Here is a 25,519-nt window from a genome sequence, read left to right as displayed (position 1 = left end):
TAATTACAGCAATATCAAGTATTTTAGATAAATATTTAGTGCAAATTATTGCTGAATCATGAAATATCTTTTCAAGATTTTTGGTCTTTTGTTATGTGCTTTTTTAGTTCAATCGGATATTAATGCTCAAGCTGTACAGCAGCCCGATTCTAATGAAGACACTATCTACATAGCACGATCAACGTGGGATACCGGGTGGTTTCAAACAGAGGTTTTTCGGTTATTAATTGAGGAAATGGGATACACGGTAGCCCCTGCCGAAACAATGACTGCCGATGAGTTTTATAAGGCCCTGGCAAATGGTAATATGGATTTGTGGGTCAATGGATGGTTTCCTCTGCATGAGCCTGTAATTCAACGTTATAACCAAAATAAAAACATAATACCGGTAGGATATGAAGTGGAGAGTGGGGCTTTACAAGGGTATTTGGTGGATGCAGTATCGGCTCAAAGATATAATCTGCAATCCCTCGATCAGCTTCAAGACCCGGCGGTGGCAGAGCATTTTGATACGGATGGAAATGGCAAAGCTGACCTGATAGGATGTAATACGGACTGGAGTTGTCACGACCGGATTGATGAACATCTGCAAGCTCTTGAACTTACCGAGACGGTGGAACAGATAAGCGGTGATTATAATCCTTTAGCCCGTGAAGCTATTGAGGCACTTGGGCGAGATCAGCCATTACTGTTATATACATGGACACCAAATTGGACGTTGGGACAAATCACCCCGGGAGAAGATGTTTTTTGGCTACATGTGCCGGTTGAAGATCAGGAAGCTATAAGCGGTCTTGCAGGCTCAACTAAAGATGAAATTAAACTTGGGTACGATTTGAATGACATCAGGGTAGTATCGAACCGGATGTTTCTTAACAAATACCCTGACCTCAGGATTTTATTTGAAGAATTACAAATTCCACTGGCTGATATCCAGGAACAAAATGCGAGAATGGCCGGAGGCGAAGGCAGTTTGAGTGATATACGTAATCATGCCAGGGAGTGGATAGCGGATAATAAAAGCCGTGTTACTGATATTCTAATGGAAGCGGGAGTTGAAAATCCATTCTCAGAGGGAACGCCTTCTGGTAGTTCACCCCATTCAGAACTACAGGTTGGTAGTGATTATGCGGATCAAACTATAAGGGTGGTGACGCAACAAGTAGAGCCGTTAGTGAGTTATCAAAACAGGGAGTACAGTGGATTCAGCATTGAAGTATTTGATGCGGTGGCTGAAGAAATAGGGATAGATTATACAATTTACAGCGTAAATAGCATCGCCAAAATGCTGGATGACTTGAAACGAGGGGAGGCCGATATTGCCACAGCAGCCTTGGGTATAACGTCGGATAGAGAAGAAAATCTCGATTTTTCCCATCCCTATTACGAAACGGGTTTGCAGATTATGATTCCCAAAAAGGAAAGTACAATCAGTACGATTCCAAGAGCCATACTATCCATTATATTCTCAAAAGAAGTGCTATTTATATTTTTGTTTTTCTTTGGAGTGTTATTGATGTCTGCTCACATTATCTGGTTTACGGAGCGCAAAGAGAATGAAGATTTCCCGGAGAACTATTGGACTGGAATTGGCGTAGCGATATGGTGGGCCGCGGTGACGGTGACCACTGTTGGTTACGGTGATAAAACCCCTAAAGGTGTCCCCGGCCGGGTGTTTGGCTTGATATGGATTTTTGCAGGATATTTTGCCTTTTCATACTTCACTGCTACCGTCACAAGTACCGTTACTTTGCAAGAAATTGAAAGCAGTATCACCAACATGGATGATCTTTACGGAAAAGAAGTAGCTACCGTTAGTAACAGTGCAGCCGAATTTTATTTAGAAGATAACGGTCTTAATGCGAATACCTTTAATACCATTGATGAAGCCATAGCCCAATTAATGGAAGGTGAAACAGATGCTGTAGTTTATGATGCTCCTGTGTTACAGCATTTTGCCTCGCAAGAGGGATATGGGGAAGTTGATGTAACCGGAAGCATATTTCAGCAACAGTCTTATGGATTCGCGATGCCAAAAGGAAGTGGTCTGCGTAAAGATATTAACTTGGGATACCTGAAGTTGGTGGAAGATGGCACATATCGGCAGATACAAAATCGGTGGTTTGGGAATTGAATTTACCTTATCTCTGGAGCGCAATTAGAATAGACGAGATCAAAGCATATCTGTTAGAAAAATTCATGACCCCATAAGACACTCACCCAAAGAAAGGGTATCTTTTAGTTATGAAAAAAGAAGATCTACAAGTAGCAGTTATAGGTGGTGGGGCAGCGGGATTTTTTGCGGCCATTTCTGCTAAAAAACATTATCCCGAAGCTAAAGTCACAATCTACGAAAAATCAAATAAGCTGCTTTCCAAAGTACGCATATCCGGCGGTGGGCGATGCAATGTAACACACCATTGTTTTGATATACGGGAGTTAGTAAAATATTATCCCAGAGGTGAACGGCCACTGAAGAAAGCATTCGGGATATTTTCCCCGACGGATACGGTAGAATGGTTTGAAAGTCGTGGCGTAAAGTTGAAAACCGAATCGGATGGACGCATGTTCCCCGTCACCGATGATTCTGAAACAATCATCAACTGCCTGATGGATGAAATTCGTAAGCTTGGAATTGGCATCCAGATGAAGGTGAATATAAAATCCCTGCATAAAAAAGATTCCGGCTATGAAATGGGTTTACATCGAGGCGGAAGGATTAAGGCTGATAAAGTGATTGTCGCTACAGGAGGAAGTCCGCGGCCAAGTGGCTTCGACTGGCTCCGAGAATTAGGCCATGATGCAGAAGAACCGGTGCCTTCACTCTTCACTTTTAATATGCCGGATGAACCGATTAAAAAACTAATGGGCGTGGTAGCTGATCCTGTTTCGGTAAAGATTATGGGCTCAAAACTGCAAAGCAGTGGGCCATTATTGATCACACATTGGGGTATGAGCGGACCGGCTATTTTAAAGCTTTCAGCATTTGGTGCGCGTGAGTTACACGAGATGGATTATAATTTTAAAGTGCTGGTAAACTGGACCGGAGATCACACTGAGCAGGAGGTCCGTGATATTTTGAAATCTATTGAAGACGATCACGGTAAAAAGAAAATTACGAATGTAAATCCATTTGGGCTTGCCGGGAGGTTATGGGATTTTCTGATCGATAAGCTGGCATTAGGTGATGATATGATATGGCAGAATATGGGAAAGAAGAACATAAATCGTCTGGTGCATCTGTTGACCAATGATGAGTATCAGGTTGAAGGGAAGACGACGTTCAAGGAAGAGTTTGTGACTTGTGGGGGCATCATTTTACAGGATGTGGATATGAAAACGATGGAAAGCCGGAAATCACCCGGACTCTATTTTGCAGGAGAGGTCTTGGATATAGATGGAGTAACTGGAGGCTTTAACTTTCAGGCAGCATGGACGACGGGATTTATTGCAGGGAAGTTGAAGTAGTTTTTTTAGTTCGTTTAAAATATGTTCGCTACGAATCCATCTTTCCGCTCGTTTTTAAGGGATGATAATAAACTCGATGAGAGCGGGGTGATGGATGGGTATTGGCGTTGATAACTTGTTGGCCTTTAAAGGTTAATTGCTTTTAATGGGTTTCTTTTTCTTTTGTGCTGACAAAAGAAACAAAAGCGCCCGGCTCGAAAAAAGAGCTAAAGCTAACTGCATTGCGCTAAAAGAAATCAATGCTCCTTAACGTTCATGGTTCGCTTCTTAATTTATCAGCGGTATGATTTCTTTATTAACGCTTCATTTCGTCATCTTTTATACGCTCTTTTTTCTAAGGCCGATGGAATTTGCACTCGCACCCGAGCCCCTCGTTGCTCAGCTCCGCTGTGCAATGCCTACCGGAAGTTCCGCTTCCAAGAGGTTGAATAATGATTGGTTGCTTGAATTCGGCATCCCTCCTTGTTTCTCCCCTATAAATAAGGGAGAAGACGCTTTGGTAGATTTGGGAAACAGTTAATCCATCTTTCCACTCGGTGTGAATAGGATGAAATGAGTTTTTGCCTTGATTGTTTTCTCTCCATTGTGCCTTTATCAAAAAACCATTTTAACATATGTTATTATAATTGCTACTTTAAAAGCTCTTAATTAGAAAAGTATTCTTTAGCTAGATTATATGTAGAGTAAACCTGCAAAAACGCCGCAAATTCACTCCTCACAGGTAAGAAAACAAATATTTTTTCTGTCCGCTCTTTTTACATTCAGTTTTGTATTTACTACGTCTATAGTTTGGGTTTGGGAGCCCGGTCATGGGGATATTCAAAATTATGCCGATGCCGTTTGGTGGTGGTTTGTTACCTCATCTACAGTAGGATATGGGGATCTTGTTCCTGTTACCACTCCGGGCCGGATAGCCGGTGTACTGGCAATAGTGATTGGTATTTTTGGATACACCCATATTATATCAGTAATCCTTAACTACCTTCAGGCTAAGTTTGAAGAAGAAGAGCGGGGTCTCGGTGAGGTGGATTATAAAAATCATATCGTTATATGCGAATACACAGCCTTTGCGGATGAATTGATAAAAGAAATTCAAAAGCATCCCGATTTTGTTGAACGGAAACTCGTTATTGCCGGCGCGTTGGTAGAGCGTGCTCCTTATTCCCAGTATGATTTTATTTATGGTGTACCCATCAGTCCGCAGGTGTTATTAAGGACAAATATTTCGGAAGCATCCGATGTTTTTGTATTTGCTAATATTAGATTTTCCGATCCGGACTTAAAGACTCTGCATGTGGTAAGCCGTATTATGGAGCATAATACCACGGGTACTGTTTATGTGGAGCTGAATAACGAAGAACATCCAATGCTTGAAACCCTACCACGTAAGGCAGTAATCATGAAAAGTAATGACTTGCTAAAGAATGCACTGAAGCATCACAATTTTGATCTTGAACGATATTGGGATTCGAAATTAAGCAGCTAAGTGCTCACCTTTATACGCCTTCACTTTTAATTTTTTTTAAGGCCGAAGGAAGATAAATTTTATTAATGGGAGTTTGGGATATTAGGAATCCATCTTTCCGCTCGCTGTGAATAAGATGAAATGAGTTAATTCAATGAGAGCGGGGTGATGGATGGGGTTATGGCAAATGCTCCGGAATAGCTTTTAATCATAAAAAAGGCCGGACAAATCTGTCCGACCTACGATAATTATCCTCAAAATTATCGGATTAAGATATTACCTCACGTTACCCATCAACTTGCGAATGGGCTTACTGAATAGCAGCATCACAATACCACCTCCAACAGTTGTAAGTACAATGATCCAGAACAGATCAGGCAATAAACCGGGATCATTTGCTATGGACTCTTGATCAAACTGACCGGCAACACGTCCGGCAATCAAGTTTCCGAAAGCTATTGACATAAACCAGATTCCCATCATTTGTCCCACCAGTTTTTTTGGTGCAAGTTTGGTTACCGCACTTAATCCAACCGGACTCAAGCAAAGTTCCCCGATGGTGTGGAACAAATAGGTCATGATCAACCATGTTGGTAACACCTCATTTCCATCCACTACATAATAGGAAGCAAACATCATCACTAAGAAACCGACTCCGAGAAAAATCAAACCCAATGCAAATTTTACAGGTGTAGAAGGTTCAAGACTTCTTTTTGCCAACCATACCCACAACCATCCAAAAACAGGTGCAAGGGTAATAATGAAAAAGGCATTAACGGATTGAAGCCAACTTGCCGGCATCAACCAGCCAAACATTTCGCGGTCGGTATACCTTTCTGCGAAGAGATTCAAGGATGAACCGGCTTGCTCAAAACCTGACCAAAAGATGGCTGAAAAAACAAATAAAGCAGCGATAACACCAATTTTCTTTTTCTGATCAGTAGTGAGCTCTTCGGCTATAAATACATAGACGAAATAAGCGATCACCAATCCAAAAATAATAACTCCGGAAGCATCAGCAATAGCAACAGGATCTATGGTAATAACACCACCCATAACCAATCCTACAAAAATGGTAAGCGCAGCACCAATTCCCCAAAGTGCATTTTTAATCCGTTCATGCCGCTTAGTTTGTTTTATAGGATCATCGAGCTGTTCCGGTTCTGCTCCAATATCGCCAAGATAGTGTTCGGTGAGTTTGTATTGAATCAAACCAAGTACCATTCCGACTCCGGCAAGCCCGAATCCATAATGCCAGTTAATCCCTTCACCTAACCACCCGGTAGCAATAGGGGCAATAAATGCTCCGATGTTAATCCCCATATAAAAAATGGAAAAACCGGCATCACGACGAGCCGGTTCATCGTCAGAATACAAGCCACCAACAATACTGCTAATGTTCGGTTTCAAAAATCCGGTTCCAATAACAATAAGTACTAATCCAAGGTAAAATGTTTGATCGGTGGGGATTGCCATGGAAAAGTGTCCGGCAGCAATGATGATTCCACCGTACCAAATGGCGTTTCGTAAACCCATAAATTTATCAGCAAGCCAGCCGCCGGGCAGGGCCAACAGGTACACAAACATGGTGTAAAGACCGTAAATGGCGGTGGCAGTTTTATCATCGAGGCCTAATCCGCCGGTGTTTATAGCATCAACCATAAAAAGAACGAGGATGCCGCGCATCCCGTAATAACTGAAACGCTCCCACATTTCAGTGAAAAATAAGGTAGCCAATCCCCTGGGGTGGCCAAAAAAGGAGGTGCTTGAATCTTTTGTATTCTCTGCCATAAAATCGAAGTTTTGGTTAAGATGAAATCTGCAAATTGTTCGATGATACCTAAACAGACCGTCGGTTGCAAGAAGGGATTGAATTCAATGGATGTTCTGACGACCTTAGGCCATCAAAGGATTGGTAAATTATCATCAAAAATTGATATAAATAACGAGATGATAGCTGAAATAAATTGGGAGATATGCATAAAATAAAGATCAGCAACTTATACGAGGATATCGAGAAATCGATAACACAACTAAAGAAAGATCCGTCGCCTGTTTTGAAGTCAAGAGCCGTGGTAGAGGATGCGCTTACTAAAAATGAAGCCTTTTATGGAATAAACACCGGTTTTGGGGTTTTAGCCAATAAAAGGGTGAGCGAAGATCAACTTAAACAATTGCAGCGGAATTTAATTTTATCACATGCTGTGGGAACCGGGGATTTGATTCCCAAAGAAATCTCCCGTCTAATGTTGCAGCTGAAAATTCATGCACTGGGAATTGGCTATTCAGGAATTTCAAAAGAGACTTTTGAGCGGCTTATATATTTCGAAGAACATGATTTGGTACCTGCAGTTCCCGAAAAGGGAAGTGTTGGAGCTTCCGGAGATTTAGCTCCGCTTGCCCACATGTCGTTGCCCTTGTTGGGATTTGGATCATTTTGGAATGAGGACGGAACAGATACCATCCCTGCCGAAGAAGTATTGAAAAAGCATAACCTGGAGCCTATTGAGCTTCAGCCCAAAGACGGTCTTTCCCTGATCAATGGAACACAGCTAATGAGTTCGTACGAGGCGTACGTGTTGGAAAAGACATTACACCTGCTAAAAGTAGCAGATCTTTTGGGGGCCATGAGTTTGGAAGCATTACAGGGAAGCATAAAACCTTTTGATAAACGGATCCATGAAATTCGGCCGCATTCGGGACAGCAAACAGTTGCTGAGAATGTGAGAAATTTACTGGTGGAAAGTGAGATTCTGGAATCGCATCGAAATTGTGGTAAGGTGCAAGATCCGTATTCTCTGCGATGCATTCCTCAAGTTCACGGAGCCAGTCGCGATGCGATTGCTCACTGTGTGAATACCGCAGAAACGGAGATTAATTCTGTAACGGATAATCCTCTCGTATTTCCCAATGGAGATATAATTTCAGGTGGAAATTTCCATGGCCAGCCGCTGGCACTTGTTTTAGACTATGCTGCCATTGCACTGGCAGAATTGGCGAGTATTTCAGAGCGACGTACTTACTTAATGTTGGAAGGGCACGACGGATTACCCCAATTGCTCATGGAAGAAACCGGCATTAATTCCGGGTTTATGATTCCTCAGTACACAGCTGCCGCCCTGGTTTCGGAAAATAAGGTACTCTGCCACCCGGCTTCAGTAGATTCCATACCAACCAGTTTGGGGCAGGAAGATCACGTAAGCATGGGAAGTATCGGCGCTTTGAAATTGCTAAATGTATTAAAGAATGTGGAGCAAGTATTGGCCATCGAAATGTTTACGGCTGCACAAGCTTTAGATTTCAGAAAGCCACTTAAACCCGGAAAGGGAGTTGAGGAAGCTCATCGGTATATCAGGGAACAAATTCCTCATGCCCGGGAAGATCATTATTTCAAGGATGAAATTAATATGGCAGTTAGGTTACTTAACGAGTTTGATTTGATAAGCGAATTACCTTTGAAGTAACTGACATGCCCTTAAATAAACCAACGATTCCAAAATATATTCTCCCTGTAATTGTATTCTCTCAATTTGCGGGAACTTCACTTTGGTTTGCCGGCAATGCGGTTGTCCCCGATCTTATTTTTGAATTGGGTTTGGGAGAGTCGGCCGTGGGCCATATCACTATGGCCGTACAAGCCGGTTTTATTATTGGTACGCTTATCTTTGCTATACTGAATGTTGCCGATCGCATTTCTCCCGTAAAAGTCTTCTTAGCTTGTTCTTTTTTGGGAGCCCTTTTCAATATTCTTATAATTTATGGGGATAGTTTTTTTGAGGTACTTTCAGCTCGAATATTGACAGGATTTTTCTTGGCCGGGATTTATCCGGTAGGAATGAAAATAGCTTCAGACTGGCACAAAAAAGGATTAGGAAAAGCACTGGGATACCTGGTTGGAGCCTTGGTTGTAGGGACCGCATTTCCTCATTTTCTGAAATATGCCGGGGGAGATTTGCCTTGGCGTTTTGTATTGATTAGTACTTCAATTCTCAGTTTTTCAGGGGGATTGTTACTTTACTTGATGGTAGAAGATGGACCTTTTAAAGGAAAGGCAGGGGCATTTAAACCTTCGGCTTTATTTACTCTGTTCAGGGATAAAAATTTCAGATCAGCAGCTTTTGGGTATTTTGGCCATATGTGGGAGCTCTATGCTTTCTGGGCTTTCGTCCCGGTGATGCTGGCTTATCATAATAATATAACTTCCGGGTCTTTGAATGTGCCTTTATGGTCCTTTATCATAATTGGGATTGGCGGAGTCAGTTGTGCCATTGGCGGACATTTTTCCATTAAAGTAGGAAGTAAAAAAGTGGCATTTTTCTCCTTGTCCATGTCAGGGTTATCCTGTTTGTTGATTCCCTTCTTATTTGAATCTGCCACATGGTTATTTATTCTCTTTTTAGTAATGTGGGGATTTTTTGTGGTCTCTGATTCTCCTCAATTTTCGGCATTAGTAGCCGGTTCTGCAGACCGTTCCTATGTAGCTACTGGTTTGACTATCGTAAATAGCATTGGCTTTGCAATCACAATTTTAAGTATTCAATTGGTAACTTTATCGTGGGTAAGCGTAGAAAACCCATATGTATTCTGGATGTTGCTGTTTGGCCCCTTGTTTGGTTTGATAACCCTCAACAGATTTGATAAAAAAGTTTTAACGTAACATTTTCATCACTTAAATCGTGTAGGTAAACATGGAAACAATACTTCTCATACTTGGCGCTTTGTGCATTATTGCAGGTTTTATTGGAGCATTTTTGCCTGTTTTACCGGGGCTCCCCATAAGCTATACAGGTCTGCTCATACTTCAACTTTTATACGCTCCCTTCACAGTATCTTTTATGCTGATATGGTTGGGCTTGGTTATTCTTTTCGGTTTTGTGCTGGATAATGTGATACCGGCTTGGGCCACTAAAAAATCAGGGGGCTCGCCTTTTGCAGTTACGGGAAGTGTTGTTGGTTTGATTGTAGGATTATTTTTTCCACCCATTGGGTTTGTTGTTGGACCACTTTTAGGAGCGTTTGTCGGTGAAATTATAGCGGGGCAGAAATCTGATCGCGCATTGAAGTCAGCCTTGGGCACTTTTGTTGGATTTATGGTTGCAACCGGATTAAAAGTTGTTGCTGCAGGAATGATGGGCTGGTATTACTTTACAAATATCTGATACACTTTTATTTGAAGTAGAAGAACAAAAAGCCCCGATGGATTTAACCCATCGGGGCTTAGTATTAAATCCTATTGTTATTTAGTTTTCTATGCGTACCTCTTCAATATCCAACTCAGTATCAGGTCGTTCTTTCTCACCTTTTAGATACTGGTTAAACCATCGCATAGACCTTAGGTTATAATCATACTGAGCAGTGGCATTTCTGTTACCATGACCTTCACCCGGATAAAGAACTAAACGAACCGGAGTATCTGTTCTGGTTTTAATATGCCGATAGAGTTCATACGATTGGCCGGGATCAACCCGCGTATCTTCTTTCCCATGCATTATAAGCAAAGGGGTTTCCGCATTATCAACATGATAAATTGGGCTTCGCTCCAGGTAATCTTGGTAGTCTTCCCAAATGCGTTTGCGGGCATGCACGTGATAGAGCTCTTCCGGGATATCAGAAGTTCCCCATTTTGAGAGGTTGTTACTGATTCCCACAAACATCACACCGGCAGCAAATCGATCGCTGTATTTTGTGCTCATCCAGGCCGTGGCATATCCTCCGTAAGAACCTCCGGTTACACCAACTTTGTCTTCATCAGCAACACCTTGGTCAATCAGGTAGTCAACGCCTTCTACAATATCATCGAATTCAGCTCCGGCTAAATCACCTTGACTGCTCATAGCAAAATCAATTCCGCGCCCGGTACTTCCCCGGTAATTGGGATAGAAGACGACATAGCCCTGAGCGGCTCCAACCTGACCGGCATCAGAATAATCAGTTAGCCAGCCATTGTCATAATGAGCTTCAGGTCCACCGTGCACGATCGTGATTACCGGATATCGACTGTTTTCCTGATAATCAAGCGGATAGATAAGGACGCCTTCGATTTCAAAACCATCGTCTGTGGTATAAGTGATGGCTTCCTGTTCACCCATTTCAATATCATCCAACCATGGATTGCTGTTTGTGATGCGTTGAGGACTGTCATCACCTTGTTTCATCAAGTACAACTCATCAGGGTGTGAGGGGGTGTTTACATCAAAAACATGTGTTCCATCAGTCGAATGAGCAAATCCATTTATAATAGGTCCGCCGGTAGGGACAATGGCATCCATTTGGCTTCCGTCACTTCGGATACTTCCAAATTCTGACCAAACCCCTTTACTTGCCAGGTAATGCAATGTGTTATTGTCAGCCCACTCAATTTGCTCAAACTTCCCTTTGAAATCTTCTCTGAGTAGCGTAGTTGAGCCGTCTTCCGGGTTCACTATTTTGAGTCGGCCGTCAATGGGATCGTTGATATTTGCTGCTGCAATCATAGCAATTTTACTTCCATCGGGACTCCATGTAAACTGTCCGAGTTTCCCGGTATGATCCACTTCTGCTAAAACATCACGACTCATATGATCGATGACGAACACCTTCTGCGCCATATAGAAATCATCCACTAACGGGGTTGGTGCAACCGCCACCGCCAGTTTTGATTGATCCGGGCTCCAGTGCGCGGTATAAACGCTGCCTTCTAATGGGATGCGGTGTGGCATATGGCCATCTCGCGATACATTTTGAATATAGGCCCAGGTGTTGGTGAGGTTTTCCTCATATATTTCGGGCTGATATGGTAGCGGAGAGTCTTTACTCTCTTTAGGTTCTGTAGCCCTGAAAACAATATGATTTCCATCCGGTGCCCATTCATATCCTACAATATTAGTTTTGAAGGAGTAAAGTTTTTGTGCTTCACCGCCATTCAGCGAAATTTCGTAGATGGAACGAGTATTGTCTCCGTCCTGACGATCTAAATAGGTTATGCTGTTATGATTTGGGCGAAAGGCAATTCCACTTACACTTCTACCTGTGATAAATGGTTTTGTGTCTCCTGTTTCAACATCCATTAAGTAAAGATGAGAGCTGGCCGGTGCATTATTTTTGAAAGGGTCAGCCGGTACCGATACGGTGTATGCAGCAGTAGAACCATCCGGAGACAGATACACCGAGCCTACACTTTTCATTTTGGCAACCTGTTCAGGTGTCAAGCCATTTTGTGCATAACACATCGATCCGAATCCCGCAAAAATGGCAACAAAGAAAACCATAGCCACTTTTGAAAGTACTCTATTTGATAGAATCATAGATTCCTCCTTAACTGAAATTGATAGTTTTTGTGCAAAATCCTGAAAATAAACTGAAAGTAATCACCGAATATTATGTGAATTCAATATGAACTTAAAAAAACAAGGATTAAATAAACATCAGTGAGTTTGAAATGATAGGTATTATGGCTTTATTCTGAACTCAATCCAACCCAAAATAATGTTATGCGATATTTGATTCTAATCCTGGGATTATCATCACTTCTATTCTCCTGTTCCGGAAATGAAGGCGAAACTGAATATACGGTCATCAAAGGAGCTACGGTGTATGACGGTACCGGGGATGCTCCAATTGAAAACAGTGAAATCATTATCCGAAATGATAAAATTGATTGTATAGGTTCTGCAGGAGACTGTTCTATCCCAATGGGCAGTGAAGTAATTGATGCCTCCGGGAAATTTATCACACCGGGTATGATAGACGCACATATGCACTTTTTCCAAACCGGCTTTTTTGATAGCCGTCCCGATGCCATGGATTTAAATGAAACCTACCCGTTTCCTCAAGTCGCAGCTTATCAAGAGAAGAATCCACAACGCTATTACGATACGTATCTTTGTTCCGGTGTGACTGGCGTTTACGATGTAGGGGGAATGAGTTGGTCGGTAGGGCTTCAGGAAGAAGCCGAGCAAAACCCAAAAGCTCCCCATGTTGCAGCGGCAGGACCATTGCTTACTCCCGTTCCCGGCGCTCCTTTTGACCTTCCATCAGACCGTGTTTTAGTTCAGCTCGATTCCGAAGAGACCGGGGTGGAAATGGTTCAGTATATGTCTGCTTTGGGAAGCACAGGTATAAAGTTTTGGATGCTGCGTGCAGATAGCGAGGAATATATGAATCGTGTTGAGACAGCTGCCCGGGAAATTGAAAAACATGGAAACCAGATGATTGCACATGCCACAACCCTTGAGCAGGCTAAGGCGGCTATAAGAAATGGAGCCAAATTATTAGTACACAGCGTGGAGGATCAGGAAGTTGATGAAGAATTTATTGAATTGGCGAAAGAGGAGGGGACAATTTACAATCCTACGCTAATTGTGGGAGCCGGATATATGGTTGCCTATAGAGGCGCTGCTGATATTGCCCCTATTCCCATTGACGACCCTAATGGATGTGTGGATCAGAAAACGAGAGAATTGATAACTACCTCCTCTCAGTTTCAGGATCATCCAAGGATAACTGATGGTTTTAAGGAAAGGCTCCGGGATTTTGATCCTGAGACCGATATGACATCTGATTTAATGCTTCAAAATTTGAAGACTTTATATGAAGCGGGAATTCCTATTGTGGTTGGAACCGATGCAGGGAATCCGGGTACACTTCACGGAATATCGATTTTTGATGAAATGGAAATGATGCAGAAAGTGGGTATTACTCCCGAAGATCTGATTGTTATGGCGACTAAAAATGGAGCCATGGCCATGCGCCGCTTAGATGATTTTGGTACGCTTGAACGCGGTAAATTTGGGAACCTGATTATGATGGACGAAAATCCCTCCGAAGATATTTCTAATATGCGAAGCCTTACCCACGTCATGATAAAAGGGGAGATGATGGAAGTTGGGGAATAGTTTGGAAAGCTAAATCCAACCCTTCCAGGGTTAAGGCAATAAAGGTTGAATCAAGCTGGATACTCAAAACCCTGGAAGGGTTTATTTTGGGGCAGTGCAATGAATTCCAATCCTTATTCCACTTCAATTTTACTCATCAATTTTGTATATCATTAGAGTAGCCAAAAACCAATAAATTTCAGTCTTATGAAATTACTTTCTGTTACCTTCGTCTCTCTATTTATCTCTATTGGATTAGTTTTTTCCAGTCAGGTATTCGCTCAGGATAATCTACTCGGAACTATCGATTTCCCAAATTCCGGTGATGAAGCAGCGCAAGCTGATTTCATTGAAGGAATGAAGTTTCTTCACAATTTCGAATATGAAGACGCCGCTCGTGCCTTTCAACGGGCAAGGGAAATTGATCCGGACTTTGTGATGGCGCATTATGGTGAGGCAAAATCACATAATCATCCCATTTGGTTTCAGCAAGATCGAGACGCCGCTATGGAAGTGCTGACAAATTTAGGCGACACTGTTGAAGAACGACAGGCTAAAGCTGCTACACAGCGGGAAAAAGATTTATTGATGTCTCTCGAAATACTATATGGAAATACAGCTGAAAGTGAAGGGAAAAAAAAGAAGGAAAGAGATGATTTATATAGAGAATTCATGGCTGAACTTCACGAGAAATACCCGGATGATCACGAAATTACGGCGTTTTATGGCTTGTCAATTTTAGGAAGTGCCCACGAAGGTCGCGACTACGGCACGTACATGAAAGCAGCAGCTGAGTTATTTGATGTGTGGAATGAAAACGATGACCACCCCGGTGCAGCACATTATCTAATCCATTCCTTTGATGATCCCGTGCATGCTCCCTTGGGACTGCCTATGGGGAAAGCGTATTCAGAAATTGCACCCTCTGCTGCTCATGCTCAACATATGACTTCTCATATATTTTTGGCCTTGGGCATGTGGGAAGAAACCATCGATGCCAATATTGTAGCCCGTGACGTACAACAAAATCGACAACAGGAATTGGGGGAGCCGCCGACTGTATGTGGGCACTATACCTGGTGGCTGGAATACGGTTACCTTCAAACCGGAGAATATAATGAAGCCGAGGAAGTACTAAGCACATGCATGGAAAGAGTTGAAGGAAATCCAACGGGGAGCGAAATATGGCATTTTTCAATTATGAGAGGGCATTATATCGTAGATACTGAAAATTGGGATGCATCAGAAGAATGGTCACTTGAAAGTAATCCGACCAATTTAAATTATTTATTTACTTCGGCCTATTCTGCGGTTCAGCAGGGTGAAACGGAGCAAGCCCGTGAAAGTCTTAATGCAATAATGGATATTCCCGAAAGCGAGGAACGTAATATCCAGATGAATCAAATTAAAAGTTTGTTGCTTATTGAGGAAGGAAATGAGGAAGAAGGATTAGCGCTGCTTGAGGAAGCAGTAGCGGCAGAATCTGCACTTCCGGTAGATTTCGGACCACCTACAATTGTGAAGCCATCACACGAATTACTCGGAGATGTGCTTTTGGATTTAGGCCAATACCACGAAGCTCATGATGCATATGAAAAACAATTGGCCCGCACACCGGATCGAAGAAGATCATTATTGGGTATGGAAGAAGCCCTTGGTATGATATCTTCGAATTAATTAAGCGCATTTATCGATAAAATACGTTGGCATTGGTTTAACGTTTAAAAGTATCAAAAGATGACACAATCAGAAAAAGAAAAGCTGATCGAAATCATACATACGAGGATTGAGAGTACAAAAGCAGATATTGAGGAACTAACTGAGCTTGTAAAACCCATTCCTTTGGATGCCTCCATAGGTCGTGTATCACGAATGGATGCCATCAATAATAAATCGATCAATGAATCTTCCCTGAGAGAAAAAAAGAAAGAGCTGAAAAAACTGGAGCGAGCCCTCGAAAACTCTGAGTCTGACAAGTTTGGGATCTGTACAAAATGCGGGGATGTGATCCCTTTTGGTCGGCTTGAATATATGCCGCATACTACTCGTTGTGTAATATGTGTGGGATAGAATGGAAACTTCTTAATAGCTCACGCTAAACCCAATGCTTAAATCCAACTCTTCCAGGGATTGCAACCGCTGGAAGAGTTTCCTGAATGTGTATAGAATAAAAAGTGAGGAAATAGGAAAATTGGTAAACTCATCCAGCGGTTAAATACTCTGGATGGGTTGGCTTTAGGAAAGAAGTAGAAGTAAAATTCCGTTCTCACAACATCAATATTGCAGGTCTAATACAATAAAAGTAGATTATTGTATGTCAGTGTCGCTATTATCAAATAGATATTATCACATTTATAATAGGGGAAACAACAGGGAGAGTCTTTTTTACAAGGAAGAAAACTACGATTACTTTCTTCAAAAATATTTTTACTACTGTTACCCGGTATTTGAGACCTATGCGTTTTGCCTTTTAAATAATCACTTTCATATGATTATAAGTGTCAGGCCTGAGTCCCAACAGCAGGAAATTATCATATCTCAACAATTAGATTTTAAATTCCCGCTATCTCCATCAAAACAGCTTTCTCATTTATTTAATGGATATGCACAGGCAATAAACCATCAAGAGGATAGGGTTGGAAGTCTCTTCCAAAAGAACTTCAAACGAAAGATTGTTGAAAGCGAAGAATATTTTAGACGGGTGATAATTTATGTTCATCAAAATCCGGATAAGCATGGGTATTCAATTTCCTATAAGCAATATCCCTTCTCATCTTATCCCTGTTATATCGGAAAAAAGGAGTCTCATGATTTTTTGAATATGGAAAAGACACTCGATTTATTTGGGGGAAAGGAGAATTTTTTGGCAGCACATGATGAATTTGAGGCTTCGGGTCAGGATATATTCGGATTGGAGTAAATGGGGATGCTTAAATTCAACTCTTCCAGGGTGTGCAACCGCTGGAAGAGTTTCCTGAATGCGTAGAATAAAAAAGTAAGAAAATAGGGAAACCGGTAAACCCATCCAGCGGTTAAATACCCTGGATGGGTTGGTTATAAGGGTTTGGAATCTTTCTGTTTGAACATTAATGTTTAGACATTATATTTGGGACAATTAAATCATCTACAAAATAGGCGAATTATGAGTATTTCTGAAATACAGGAAGCAGTCGAAAGTGTGAGTGTTTGGGAAGAACTCCGAAATAACATTTACGAAACGGAGGTATGGCTGAGGACTACTATAAAAGAATTTCTGAGCGAATTTGATATTACTCAGAAACAGTTATCTATTTTAAAGATCCTTAAAGAAGCTAAAAATGAGCCGATGTCAACTAAGCAAATACTGGCAAAAATGGTTGATAAGAGTTCCGATACATCAAGGCTCGTAGATCGGCTCATAGATAAAGGATACGTGCGAAAAAGAAAAGATCCGGATGATGGAAGGCTTATTCAGGTTTTTATAAAGTATGAGGGGCTGCGATTGATAGCTCAAATTGAAGATCGAATGGATGAGCTTGACCGGCAGTTTACTTTACTTGGTGAAGAAGAGGCTGAGCAGCTTAATATGCTTCTTGAAAAAGCCCGGGCTTGATACCCTCTATACGGTTTTGCCTTATTAATCAGGACTAAAAAATCGGTTGCATTTTAAATTGCATCCAAGTACTATTTTCTTCTTTGAATAAATAGAGGATGGCTGATGATAAATGCAATTAATTGGTTTGAAATTCCCGTCAAAAATATCGCTCGGGCAAAAACATTTTATGAGCATATTTTTAACATTGAAATGCATGAATTAGACATCGGGGATGGCTTAAAAATGGTTTTATTTCCCGCTGAAAGTGGTACTGTTGGAGGGGCGTTAATAGAAAATGAAGACTGGTATAGGCCAAGTGATACTGAAGGCCCGTTGCTTTATCTGAATGCCAATCCGGATGTGCAGGAAGTTTTAGACAGAGTAGAAGAGTCGGGTGGGTTAATTAAAATTCCGAAGCGTTTAATTACAGAAGACAATGGCTACATGGCCGTTATTACAGATAGCGAAGGAAACAGGGTTGCCCTACACTCTAATCAATAGTGAAAGGGGTTAACGGTAAAATTCTTTGTTTTTAATTTGTACGGATGCCGCATAATAGGCAGCTCCCACAATGCTGGCATTATTAAGAAGGCTTGCAGCTTTAAACTTGGTTTTAATTTTGATGTACGGAAAGGTCTTATCTGCTTTTTTACTGAGTTGTCCTCCCAAAATAAACAGATCAGGATGGAAAAGCTTTTCGTATTGTTCTAATACCAATTGAAGTCTTTTTCCCCAGGTTTTTTTTCGGATACCTTCTTCTTTTCTAACCTTATTTGATGCCCGCTCTTCAATACTAATACCCTTTATCTCTATTTGTCCCAGTTCAGTGTTTGGAACCAAAATGCCGTCTATAAAAACCGATGAACCAATTCCGGTTCCAACGGTTAGCACGATGATCGTTCCGCGCTGACCTTTACCTACCCCAAATTTCATTTCAGCCAATCCTGTTGCATCGGTATCATTGATGGTACTGACATTACAGCCTGTAATTTCGGAGAAAAGATGATCAGCGTCAGCATCAACCCAGCCTTGGTCAATGCGGGTAGTGGAAAGCACTACTCCTTTGCTGGTTGCTGCAGGGAAAGCACACCCTATTGGGCCTTCCCAGTCAAACTTTTTTACAACTTTATGAAGTTTTGAAATGAGCTTATGGGGACGGGTATCCTCAATTTTGTCAGTCGTTTTCTTTTTGGATACAATTTCTCCCTTCTCCGTATCTACGATAGCTCCTTTAATCCCATAACTTCCTATGTCGATCCCTAAAACTTCCATGGTCGTATTTAATTAATTCGGGCTAAACATAGTGAAAAAAATCTACATTTAGGATTAGACAGAAAAAAGGAAATGGGGGTAAAATACCGCAACTGATTATTTCTCAACCAATATCCAGCCTTCTTCATCAACCATTCTTTTGGCGTACTTCCATTTTATCTCTTTGTTTTCGCCCGTATTCATATTCTGAATGGTTACATAATCGTTACGCCCGGGTTCGTCAGCCACTTCTACCGGTTGTGGTTTAGCATTACCGCCTTGTGGTTTTTGTCCACCTTGTTGCTGAGGAGCCGGTGCTTGTAGGCCCATCCCGGTTGAATCGGCATGTTGTGTTTCCATGGCCGAAGTATCAAACCTGGATTTTTGTTTTTGAGCTTTCTGAAGTTTGGAATCTTCTGCCTGCACTTCAGGAACGGCTTTCCAGATCAGCGATATAGCTTCTTTATTAATATCATCGAGCAACATCTTAAACATATCAAATGCTTCGCGCTTATACTCAAGTAATGGATCTTTCTGTGCGAATGACCGCAAGCCAATTCCTTCTTTAACAGAATCAAGCTCTCGGAGATGCTCCATCCATTTTTGATCGATGATGGAAAGGATGGCACTTTTTTCGAGTGAACGGGCGACTTCTTTACCTTCATTTTCTAAGGCCGCTTCTACATCAACAACAATGCGCATTCGTCGAATTCCATCCGTAAAAATTACCTGTACTTTATCTGGCCGGTTATCGGGATTCGCTTCATTAATACGCTGCATAACCTGGTACAGTGGTTTGGCCATGCGCTCTTCTTTTTGGCGATATACCTCAAGTGCTCGCTTAATAATAAACTCAACCAGCTCATCTTCATCCTTTTTAGCCCATTCTTCACGATCATATTCCACATCAACAGCGAGGTAGCGAAGAATTTCTTTATGCAGGCCTTCATAATCTCCGGCGGCCACATGATCTACCACCAAGGACTCAACAAGGTCATCAAGCATATCGAGAATATCGGTACGCAGTTGTTCTCCGGAGAGAGCATGTTTACGTCGTGCGTAAATTACATTACGCTGATTGTTGAGCACATCATCATATTCAAGCTGTTTTTTTCGAATACTGAAGTTGTTTTGCTCTACTTTAGATTGGGCACGTTCAAGGGATTTGGTAATCCATGAGTGGGTAATAACTTCTCCTTCTTCAAAGCTCAGTTTATCCATTACATTAGCCACTCGATCACTCATGAACATGGCCATTAAGTCATCCTCAAGTGATACGTAAAATTGGGATTCACCGGGATCACCCTGACGACCTGCACGACCACGAAGCTGTAAGTCAATTCGGCGGGATTCGTGTCGCTCCGTACCAAGAATGGCCAATCCGCCTTTTTCTTTAACGCCTTTAGCTAATTTAATATCGGTACCACGACCAGCCATGTTGGTTGCAACCGTTACGGCTCCAATTTCACCGGCTTGTTTTACAATTTCACTTTCGCGGGCGTGCTTCTTGGCATTCAATACGTTGTGTGGTATGCCGGCGCGCTTCAGCATTCGGCTCATAGTTTCAGACACATCTACACTGGTGGTACCTACTAATACCGGCTGACCTTTATCATGGTATTCCTGAATTTTCTGGATTGCAGCATTGAATTTCTCGCGCTTGGTTTTAAATACGAGATCCTCTTTGTCATCCCGGGCAATTGGTTTATTGGTTGGGATAACCACTACATCGAGTTCATAAATTTCGTTGAATTCACCCTCTTCCGTCTCAGCGGTACCGGTCATACCGGCCAGTTTGTTGTACATACGGAAGTAATTTTGCAAAGTGATGGTAGCGTAAGTCTGCGTTGAAGCTTCTACTTTTACTTCCTCTTTAGCTTCAATAGCCTGATGGAGTCCATCAGAATAACGGCGCCCGGAAAGTACACGTCCGGTATGCTCATCCACAATGTTTACTTTTCCATCCTGAACAATGTACTCTTCTTCACGCTCAAAATTGGTATATGCCTTCAGCAGCTGATTAACGGTATGAATTCGATCGCCCCGCTCAGCAAAAAGACGGTGCAACTCATTAAACTTGCGCTCCCTCTCTTGGCTTATTTCCTGATTAGCTTCTTTAATTTTTCGCTCTTTGTACTCCTCACTGAAATCGTCATTATTTTTGATTTCCTCGATCTTTTGCTTCTCGAGTTCTTCAATTTCTTTCTCAATAATGGCTGTTTCCTCACCCAAATCTGGAATTACGAAAAACTCTTCATCTTCCCCCTTTTTGGTAATGAATTCCCGTCCCTGTTCGGTCATTTCAATGGAATTCATTTTAGGATCTACAGCATAATAGAGGTATTCATCTACCACCGGCATATTCTTGGCATTATCTTGCAGGTAGAATGATTCAGTTCTTTGAATCAGTTTCTGAACTTTAGGATCTTGCAGAAGCTTGCGCAGCTGTGTGTTTTTGGGGAATCCGCGAACGGCACGGAACAGGGCCAATCCGGCATCTTCCTCATTGCCCTCTTCCAGCAGTTGTTTCCCTTCTTTTACCAGATTTGCCACTAATTTTTTCTGGGCATTCACCAGAGACTCTACCCGGGGCTTCATTTCTACATACTTATCTGATTTATTATCCTGGGGAACGGGACCGGATATAATGAGCGGGGTTCGTGCCTCATCAATTAAAATAGAGTCAACCTCATCAATAATGGTATAATGATGATCTCGCTGGACGAGCTGTTCTTGTTCAACCACCATATTGTCACGAAGATAATCGAAGCCAAATTCATTATTTGTACCGTAGGTAATATCGGCTTTGTATGCTTTTCTTCTCTCTTCAGTACTTGGCTTGTAATGATCAATACAGTCAACGTGCATGTCATGAAAGTTGAAAATCGGTTCGTTCCATTCGGCGTCACGTTTAGCCAGGTAGTCGTTTACGGTAATAATGTGAACTCCTTTTCCGGCAAGGGCATTTAAGTATGCGGGGAATATGGCAACCAGTGTTTTACCTTCCCCGGTTTTCATTTCAGCTACTTTACCTTGATGCAGCACAACGGCTCCAATTAGCTGAACGTCGTAGGGAATCATTTCCCAGGTCGTTTCATTACCACCAACTTTCCAGGTCTTGCCTACAAAACGACGACAGGTATCTTTGAGTACGGCAAAAGCTTCAGGCAGGATTTCGTTGAGCACGTCTTCAATAATGTCGAGTTCCTTCTGTTCAAGTTCTTCCAGGTATTCGGCCATTTCACGGTGCTCGGCAGGAGAGAGTCCCTCAATATCGTCAAGTTGCTCTTTGATCTCTTTAATTTCGGCAACTGTTTCTGACGTAGCGTCTTTTATTTTTTTCTTAAACTCTTGGGTCTTGGCCTTTAGCTCCTCATCACTGAGTTGCTTCATTTCATCTTCATAGCTCTTGATCTCATCTATGATAGGCTGAATTTTTTTGATGTCCTTTTCGCTTTTGGAACCAAATATCTTGGTAATGGCCTTACCAACGCTATCTAATATATCCATAATGGGTTATCGTGCTCTGAGAATATTTTTTGTGAAGGTTGAAGTTAACCTTATATAAAGGGCGGTTCAACTGTTTGGAGGTTAATGTTTACAAATATCCTGCCATAAATTAATATGACAGAAAATTGACATAAATAAAGACAGCTTGTCTGCCTGTAATAAAGGCATAGATCGTATAATGTTGACGTATATACTTCGAAATAGACTAAATGGCTCTATTTTTTAACAGTTCAAAAAAGGATGGATTTTAATTTATTAATATCCGTAGGATAAAATAGAGAAATGTTAGCCCGAAAAACGCTTCCAATTATTATATTATTAGGTGAATATTAATTCTAAATAAAATATTTAATAAATAAGCATTATATACTGTAATTAGTTATTTAATAAATTGTTTTGAACGAAAATAATAAATACTTTTGATCTCACTCACTCATCGAAATAAAATTTGATCATTATGATTTCAAAAGAATTCACTCCAAAAAGAACGGTATGTAAAGTTACTTTAAGCCTGCCTGCAGAATGGGCAGAAAAGGAAGTAGCCGTAGCCGGAGATTTCAACGATTGGGATGTTGAATCAGAAAAGCTGGAAAAAAAGGAAGGCAGCTGGACAACAACGCTTCGCCTGAAACCCGAAAACGAGTATAATTTTAAATATTTCGTGGATAGAAAGCGTTGGGAAAATGACGATGCCGCTGATAAATATGTATCCAATAGTTTTGGAACGGAGAATTCGGTGGTAGTTGTAGGTAAGTAATTATTTGCTGAAATTAATGTTGAAGCTATTGAGCATTAATTAAATCAGCTGTTTTGTTTAGTACATCGCTTTTTGAAAAGCATTTAGCTACGTCTTGGTTAGGGCGTAGCTTTTATTTTTTTGAGGAATTGCCTTCCACAAATTCCCATGCAAAAAAAATGGAAAGAAAATCATCTTTGCACGGGGTTTTGGTATTGACGGACTTTCAGAGTGGTGGGAGGGGACAGCATAATCGAAAATGGGTAGTTGAGCCGGAACAAAATCTCACCTTTTCTCTGGTATTTGAGCCAGCTAAAGCGAATCGGTTAAATTTGTTGACGCTCACCTGTGCTTTGGCTATCAAAGAGGTGCTTGAAAATGAGGCTGGCATCAACGGTATACTAAAATGGCCTAATGATGTGCTCGTAAAGGAAAAAAAGATTTGTGGCATCTTAACGGAAACCGTTTTTATTGGTAACCAATTAGATCGAATTGTGGCAGGAATTGGATTGAATATAAATCAGCTGCGGTTTTCAGATGAAATAAAACACAATGCTACCTCCGTTAGTATAGAATCTGGTGAGGAGACTGAGAGGGAAGAGTTACTTGCAAAATTATTACAGCGAATTGAGTTTCGATATCGGCAATGGGTGCAACAAAATCAGGAACTGGTTAGAGAAATTAATCAATCAATAAGGGGCGTTGGAAAATGGTGTTCTCTTCAGGTAAATGATGAAGTTCTAAAAGAAAAGTATAAGTTTTTAGGGGTGAATGAGTCCGGTGAATTGTTAGCCATGGATGAAAACCTGGATGTCCGGAAATATTCCTATGAACAAGTTCGGGTTATTGAACATCTATAAAAAAAGCTCGTTCAGTATTTACCAAACGAGCTTAAATAAATTATTAGAGTTGCTATAAAATTAAGCACTCAATTTTTCAGCAGCCTCAAATACATAATCTTTTATGGCTTCAAAGGCATTTAATGTTTTCTCGATGTGAGCATCTGTGTGGGCTGCAGTTGGGATGAGGCGGATTAATACGGTGCCTCTTGGTACTACCGGATATGCTACTCCACTTACAAATACACCGTGCTCTTCACGAAGCTTGCGCATAATATCCTGACAAAGATCCGTGCTGCCTTTTGTAAGAACCGGGGTTACAGGACTCTCAGATGGAAGTACCGTATAACCGATTTCACGTAATCCTTCCCGAAGTTTAAGCGTGTTGTTCCAAAGTGTTTCTCTCCACTGCGGATTATCCTTAATCATCTGCAGGCGTTTGCGAGCTGTGACAACCATAGGCAATGGCAATGATTTGGCAAAAACCTGGCTCCTTGAATTTGCTTTCAGGAATTCAATAACACGCGAATCGGAAGCAATAAAGGCTCCTATAAGTGCAAAAGATTTAGCAAAAGTACCGAAGTAAATATCAATTCCATCCTGAACCCCTAAATGAGTTCCGGTTCCGGACCCATCTTCACCCATGGTTCCAATACCGTGGGCATCATCTACCATCAAGCGGAAAGGAACTTCTTTTTTGAGTTCAATTATTTCTTCAAGAATTCCAAGATCGCCGGTCATTCCAAAAACACCTTCTGTAACCACGAGGATGGATGTGTTTTCTTTCATTTTCTTTTTGGCACGAAATAGCTGCTTTTTGAAGCTTTCAATATCATTGTGTTTGAACACAAATTTTTCTGCCATCGCAAGTTGTTTTCCATCAACGATGCAAGCGTGACTAAGTTCATCATAAATAAGAATATCATTACGATCTACTAAAGCATGGATGGCACTCATGATACCCTGATATCCATAGTTAAGTAATTGGGCTTCATCTTTATGGACGAATTCGGCTAATTCCTCTTCCAGTTTTTCATGTTCGGTAGAGTTACCGGTCATAAGTCGGGCACCCATAGGAGCACTGAGGCTATACTTTTCAGTAGCTTCTATATCTACTTTTTTAATTTCGGGGTTACTTCCAACGCCGAGGTAGTCGTTGATACTCCACACGACCATGTCTTTGCCATTAAATTCCATTTCAGGTCCTAATGGGCCTTCAAGTTTTGGAAATGTATAATACCCGTAACCATCGGAAGTAAACGGACCAAGAGGACTTGGCCGGCTTTCAAGCTTGTCAAATAAATCCATAAAGATGTGCTGTAATTATAGCTAATTAGTTGAGATTAGAAAGAGAATTAATGCCCTTTTTAAACGTGCTTAATGTACGCAAATATCGTTTTATCTCAAAAGGAAGGGATGTTATGGGGAGGCAGTGAAAAACTCTCTCCAAACGCATAAAGTATATTGGCTTAGTTTAAGCAGAGTCTTAACACTGCATATTAAGAAAGCATAAAATATATAATTAATCTAAGTTTGGTTTTACTATGAAAAGGCCTGAGTTCATATCACTAAGAATAACTAATCCACTTTCAAAGTATGGATAGTTGCTCCACGTACCCTGAAATTCTGCAGCATCATTTTGGGGTTGAGTGTCGAAATAAGCTACACGCTGAAGATTGGCATTTTCAATATCTGAAAGATCTAAAATTTGCAAACCGGCATTATAGTTGGTCTCAAAAACATAGTTTCCAAGGATGTATAGATTGTGGTCAATAGAATTTGAAGCATGTTCGTAGTAGCCGATGAATTTTGGGTTCTCGAGAT

Annotated in this window: 20 protein-coding genes; 14 read left to right on the top strand and 6 right to left on the bottom strand. The window is 41.3% G+C overall.

The genetic code is table 11. The features are described 5' to 3' along the window. The first annotated feature begins 58 nt into the window (after positions 1-58). The 3 genes from proX to RI561_RS04710 all read left to right on the top strand — a co-directional run bounded on the left by proX (position 59) and on the right by RI561_RS04710 (position 4,954). Positions 59-2,134, top strand: a complete 2,076-nt coding sequence (gene proX, locus RI561_RS04720; protein WP_395079074.1) for a glycine betaine/L-proline ABC transporter substrate-binding protein ProX — start codon at positions 59-61, stop codon at positions 2,132-2,134. 110 nt (positions 2,135-2,244) lie between these two features. Next, a complete protein-coding gene (locus tag RI561_RS04715) occupies positions 2,245-3,468 on the top strand; it encodes an NAD(P)/FAD-dependent oxidoreductase (protein ID WP_395079073.1) in 1,224 nt (407 codons plus the stop codon). A 706-nt stretch (positions 3,469-4,174) separates the two neighbouring features. Next, the gene (locus tag RI561_RS04710) at positions 4,175-4,954 is read left to right on the top strand and encodes an ion channel (protein WP_395079130.1); all 780 of its coding nucleotides are present in this window, start codon (positions 4,175-4,177) and stop codon (positions 4,952-4,954) included. Positions 4,955-5,209: 255 nt separating this feature from the next. Here the strand turns inward: RI561_RS04710 and RI561_RS04705 are convergent, their stop codons facing one another. After that, complete coding sequence (locus RI561_RS04705; protein WP_395079072.1) at positions 5,210-6,724, bottom strand: peptide MFS transporter; 1,515 nt, start codon at positions 6,722-6,724, stop codon at positions 5,210-5,212. Positions 6,725-6,909: 185 nt separating this feature from the next. Between RI561_RS04705 and hutH the strand changes: the two genes are divergently transcribed. The 3 genes from hutH to RI561_RS04690 are packed head-to-tail and all read left to right on the top strand — an operon-like array spanning position 6,910 to position 10,092. Continuing rightward, on the top strand, positions 6,910-8,397 hold the full coding sequence (gene hutH / locus RI561_RS04700; RefSeq protein ID WP_395079071.1) for a histidine ammonia-lyase: 1,488 nt from the start codon (positions 6,910-6,912) through the stop codon (positions 8,395-8,397). A gap of 5 nt (positions 8,398-8,402) precedes the next feature. Continuing rightward, on the top strand, positions 8,403-9,590 hold the full coding sequence (locus RI561_RS04695) for a nitrate/nitrite transporter (protein ID WP_395079070.1): 1,188 nt from the start codon (positions 8,403-8,405) through the stop codon (positions 9,588-9,590). A gap of 31 nt (positions 9,591-9,621) precedes the next feature. Continuing rightward, positions 9,622-10,092 carry a DUF456 domain-containing protein gene (locus RI561_RS04690; RefSeq protein WP_395079069.1) on the top strand — a complete coding sequence of 157 codons (471 nt, stop codon included), beginning with the start codon at positions 9,622-9,624 and terminating at the stop codon, positions 10,090-10,092. 81 nt (positions 10,093-10,173) lie between these two features. Here the strand turns inward: RI561_RS04690 and RI561_RS04685 are convergent, their stop codons facing one another. After that, complete coding sequence (locus RI561_RS04685) at positions 10,174-12,216, bottom strand: S9 family peptidase (RefSeq protein WP_395079068.1); 2,043 nt, start codon at positions 12,214-12,216, stop codon at positions 10,174-10,176. A 186-nt stretch (positions 12,217-12,402) separates the two neighbouring features. Between RI561_RS04685 and RI561_RS04680 the strand changes: the two genes are divergently transcribed. The 6 genes from RI561_RS04680 to RI561_RS04655 all read left to right on the top strand — a co-directional run bounded on the left by RI561_RS04680 (position 12,403) and on the right by RI561_RS04655 (position 17,860). After that, on the top strand, positions 12,403-13,806 hold the full coding sequence (locus tag RI561_RS04680; RefSeq protein WP_395079067.1) for an amidohydrolase family protein: 1,404 nt from the start codon (positions 12,403-12,405) through the stop codon (positions 13,804-13,806). A gap of 186 nt (positions 13,807-13,992) precedes the next feature. Next, positions 13,993-15,462 carry a tetratricopeptide repeat protein gene (locus RI561_RS04675; RefSeq protein ID WP_395079066.1) on the top strand — a complete coding sequence of 490 codons (1,470 nt, stop codon included), beginning with the start codon at positions 13,993-13,995 and terminating at the stop codon, positions 15,460-15,462. 60 nt (positions 15,463-15,522) lie between these two features. Beyond that, positions 15,523-15,855, top strand: a complete 333-nt coding sequence (locus RI561_RS04670) for a TraR/DksA family transcriptional regulator (protein ID WP_395079065.1) — start codon at positions 15,523-15,525, stop codon at positions 15,853-15,855. Between the two features lie 418 nt (positions 15,856-16,273). Further along, positions 16,274-16,705, top strand: a complete 432-nt coding sequence (locus RI561_RS04665) for a hypothetical protein (protein WP_395079064.1) — start codon at positions 16,274-16,276, stop codon at positions 16,703-16,705. Between the two features lie 222 nt (positions 16,706-16,927). Beyond that, entirely contained in the window at positions 16,928-17,377 is a 450-nt protein-coding gene (locus tag RI561_RS04660) for a MarR family winged helix-turn-helix transcriptional regulator (protein ID WP_395079063.1), read from the top strand. A 105-nt stretch (positions 17,378-17,482) separates the two neighbouring features. Further along, positions 17,483-17,860, top strand: a complete 378-nt coding sequence (locus RI561_RS04655) for a VOC family protein (RefSeq protein ID WP_395079062.1) — start codon at positions 17,483-17,485, stop codon at positions 17,858-17,860. 9 nt (positions 17,861-17,869) lie between these two features. Here RI561_RS04655 and ppgK read toward each other — a convergent pair whose 3' ends face one another. Next, the gene (gene ppgK, locus RI561_RS04650; protein ID WP_395079061.1) at positions 17,870-18,631 is read right to left on the bottom strand and encodes a polyphosphate--glucose phosphotransferase; all 762 of its coding nucleotides are present in this window, start codon (positions 18,629-18,631) and stop codon (positions 17,870-17,872) included. 96 nt (positions 18,632-18,727) lie between these two features. Then, positions 18,728-22,120, bottom strand: coding sequence for a preprotein translocase subunit SecA (gene secA, locus RI561_RS04645; RefSeq protein ID WP_395079060.1), 3,393 nt, complete (start codon positions 22,118-22,120; stop codon positions 18,728-18,730). 457 nt (positions 22,121-22,577) lie between these two features. Between secA and RI561_RS04640 the strand changes: the two genes are divergently transcribed. Further along, on the top strand, positions 22,578-22,877 hold the full coding sequence (locus tag RI561_RS04640) for an isoamylase early set domain-containing protein (RefSeq protein ID WP_395079059.1): 300 nt from the start codon (positions 22,578-22,580) through the stop codon (positions 22,875-22,877). A gap of 53 nt (positions 22,878-22,930) precedes the next feature. Further along, positions 22,931-23,716, top strand: a complete 786-nt coding sequence (locus RI561_RS04635; RefSeq protein ID WP_395079058.1) for a biotin--[acetyl-CoA-carboxylase] ligase — start codon at positions 22,931-22,933, stop codon at positions 23,714-23,716. Between the two features lie 60 nt (positions 23,717-23,776). On the opposite strand, the gene RI561_RS04630 is transcribed toward RI561_RS04635, so the two are convergent. Together RI561_RS04630 and RI561_RS04625 are read right to left on the bottom strand one after the other, a co-directional pair. Then, positions 23,777-25,003: an aminotransferase class I/II-fold pyridoxal phosphate-dependent enzyme gene (locus tag RI561_RS04630; protein WP_395079057.1), complete on the bottom strand. Its 1,227-nt coding sequence runs from the start codon at positions 25,001-25,003 to the stop codon at positions 23,777-23,779. A gap of 214 nt (positions 25,004-25,217) precedes the next feature. Continuing rightward, the coding region (locus tag RI561_RS04625) for a choice-of-anchor B family protein (protein ID WP_395079056.1) at positions 25,218-25,519 on the bottom strand (302 nt) is incomplete at its 5' end.

Origin of the sequence: Gracilimonas sp. (genome assembly GCF_031581265.1) — a bacterium.
GTDB lineage: Bacteria > Bacteroidota > Rhodothermia > Balneolales > Balneolaceae > Gracilimonas.
The sequence above is the reverse complement of the archived record's forward strand: the minus strand, read 5'-3'. Positions and strand labels throughout refer to the sequence as shown.

What these genes read in the sequence shown, in the direction of transcription:
- proX (WP_395079074.1), top strand. Translation starts at nt 59, where the DNA reads ATGAAATATCTTTTCAAGATTTTTGGTCTTTTGTTATGTGCTTTTTTA.
- RI561_RS04715 (WP_395079073.1), top strand. Translation starts at nt 2,245, where the DNA reads ATGAAAAAAGAAGATCTACAAGTAGCAGTTATAGGTGGTGGGGCAGCG.
- RI561_RS04705 (WP_395079072.1), bottom strand. Translation starts at nt 6,724, where the DNA reads ATGGCAGAGAATACAAAAGATTCAAGCACCTCCTTTTTTGGCCACCCC.
- hutH (WP_395079071.1), top strand. Translation starts at nt 6,910, where the DNA reads ATGCATAAAATAAAGATCAGCAACTTATACGAGGATATCGAGAAATCG.
- RI561_RS04695 (WP_395079070.1), top strand. Translation starts at nt 8,403, where the DNA reads ATGCCCTTAAATAAACCAACGATTCCAAAATATATTCTCCCTGTAATT.
- RI561_RS04690 (WP_395079069.1), top strand. Translation starts at nt 9,622, where the DNA reads ATGGAAACAATACTTCTCATACTTGGCGCTTTGTGCATTATTGCAGGT.
- RI561_RS04685 (WP_395079068.1), bottom strand. Translation starts at nt 12,216, where the DNA reads ATGATTCTATCAAATAGAGTACTTTCAAAAGTGGCTATGGTTTTCTTT.
- RI561_RS04680 (WP_395079067.1), top strand. Translation starts at nt 12,403, where the DNA reads ATGCGATATTTGATTCTAATCCTGGGATTATCATCACTTCTATTCTCC.
- RI561_RS04675 (WP_395079066.1), top strand. Translation starts at nt 13,993, where the DNA reads ATGAAATTACTTTCTGTTACCTTCGTCTCTCTATTTATCTCTATTGGA.
- RI561_RS04670 (WP_395079065.1), top strand. Translation starts at nt 15,523, where the DNA reads ATGACACAATCAGAAAAAGAAAAGCTGATCGAAATCATACATACGAGG.
- RI561_RS04665 (WP_395079064.1), top strand. Translation starts at nt 16,274, where the DNA reads ATGATTATAAGTGTCAGGCCTGAGTCCCAACAGCAGGAAATTATCATA.
- RI561_RS04660 (WP_395079063.1), top strand. Translation starts at nt 16,928, where the DNA reads ATGAGTATTTCTGAAATACAGGAAGCAGTCGAAAGTGTGAGTGTTTGG.
- RI561_RS04655 (WP_395079062.1), top strand. Translation starts at nt 17,483, where the DNA reads ATGATAAATGCAATTAATTGGTTTGAAATTCCCGTCAAAAATATCGCT.
- ppgK (WP_395079061.1), bottom strand. Translation starts at nt 18,631, where the DNA reads ATGGAAGTTTTAGGGATCGACATAGGAAGTTATGGGATTAAAGGAGCT.
- secA (WP_395079060.1), bottom strand. Translation starts at nt 22,120, where the DNA reads ATGGATATATTAGATAGCGTTGGTAAGGCCATTACCAAGATATTTGGT.
- RI561_RS04640 (WP_395079059.1), top strand. Translation starts at nt 22,578, where the DNA reads ATGATTTCAAAAGAATTCACTCCAAAAAGAACGGTATGTAAAGTTACT.
- RI561_RS04630 (WP_395079057.1), bottom strand. Translation starts at nt 25,003, where the DNA reads ATGGATTTATTTGACAAGCTTGAAAGCCGGCCAAGTCCTCTTGGTCCG.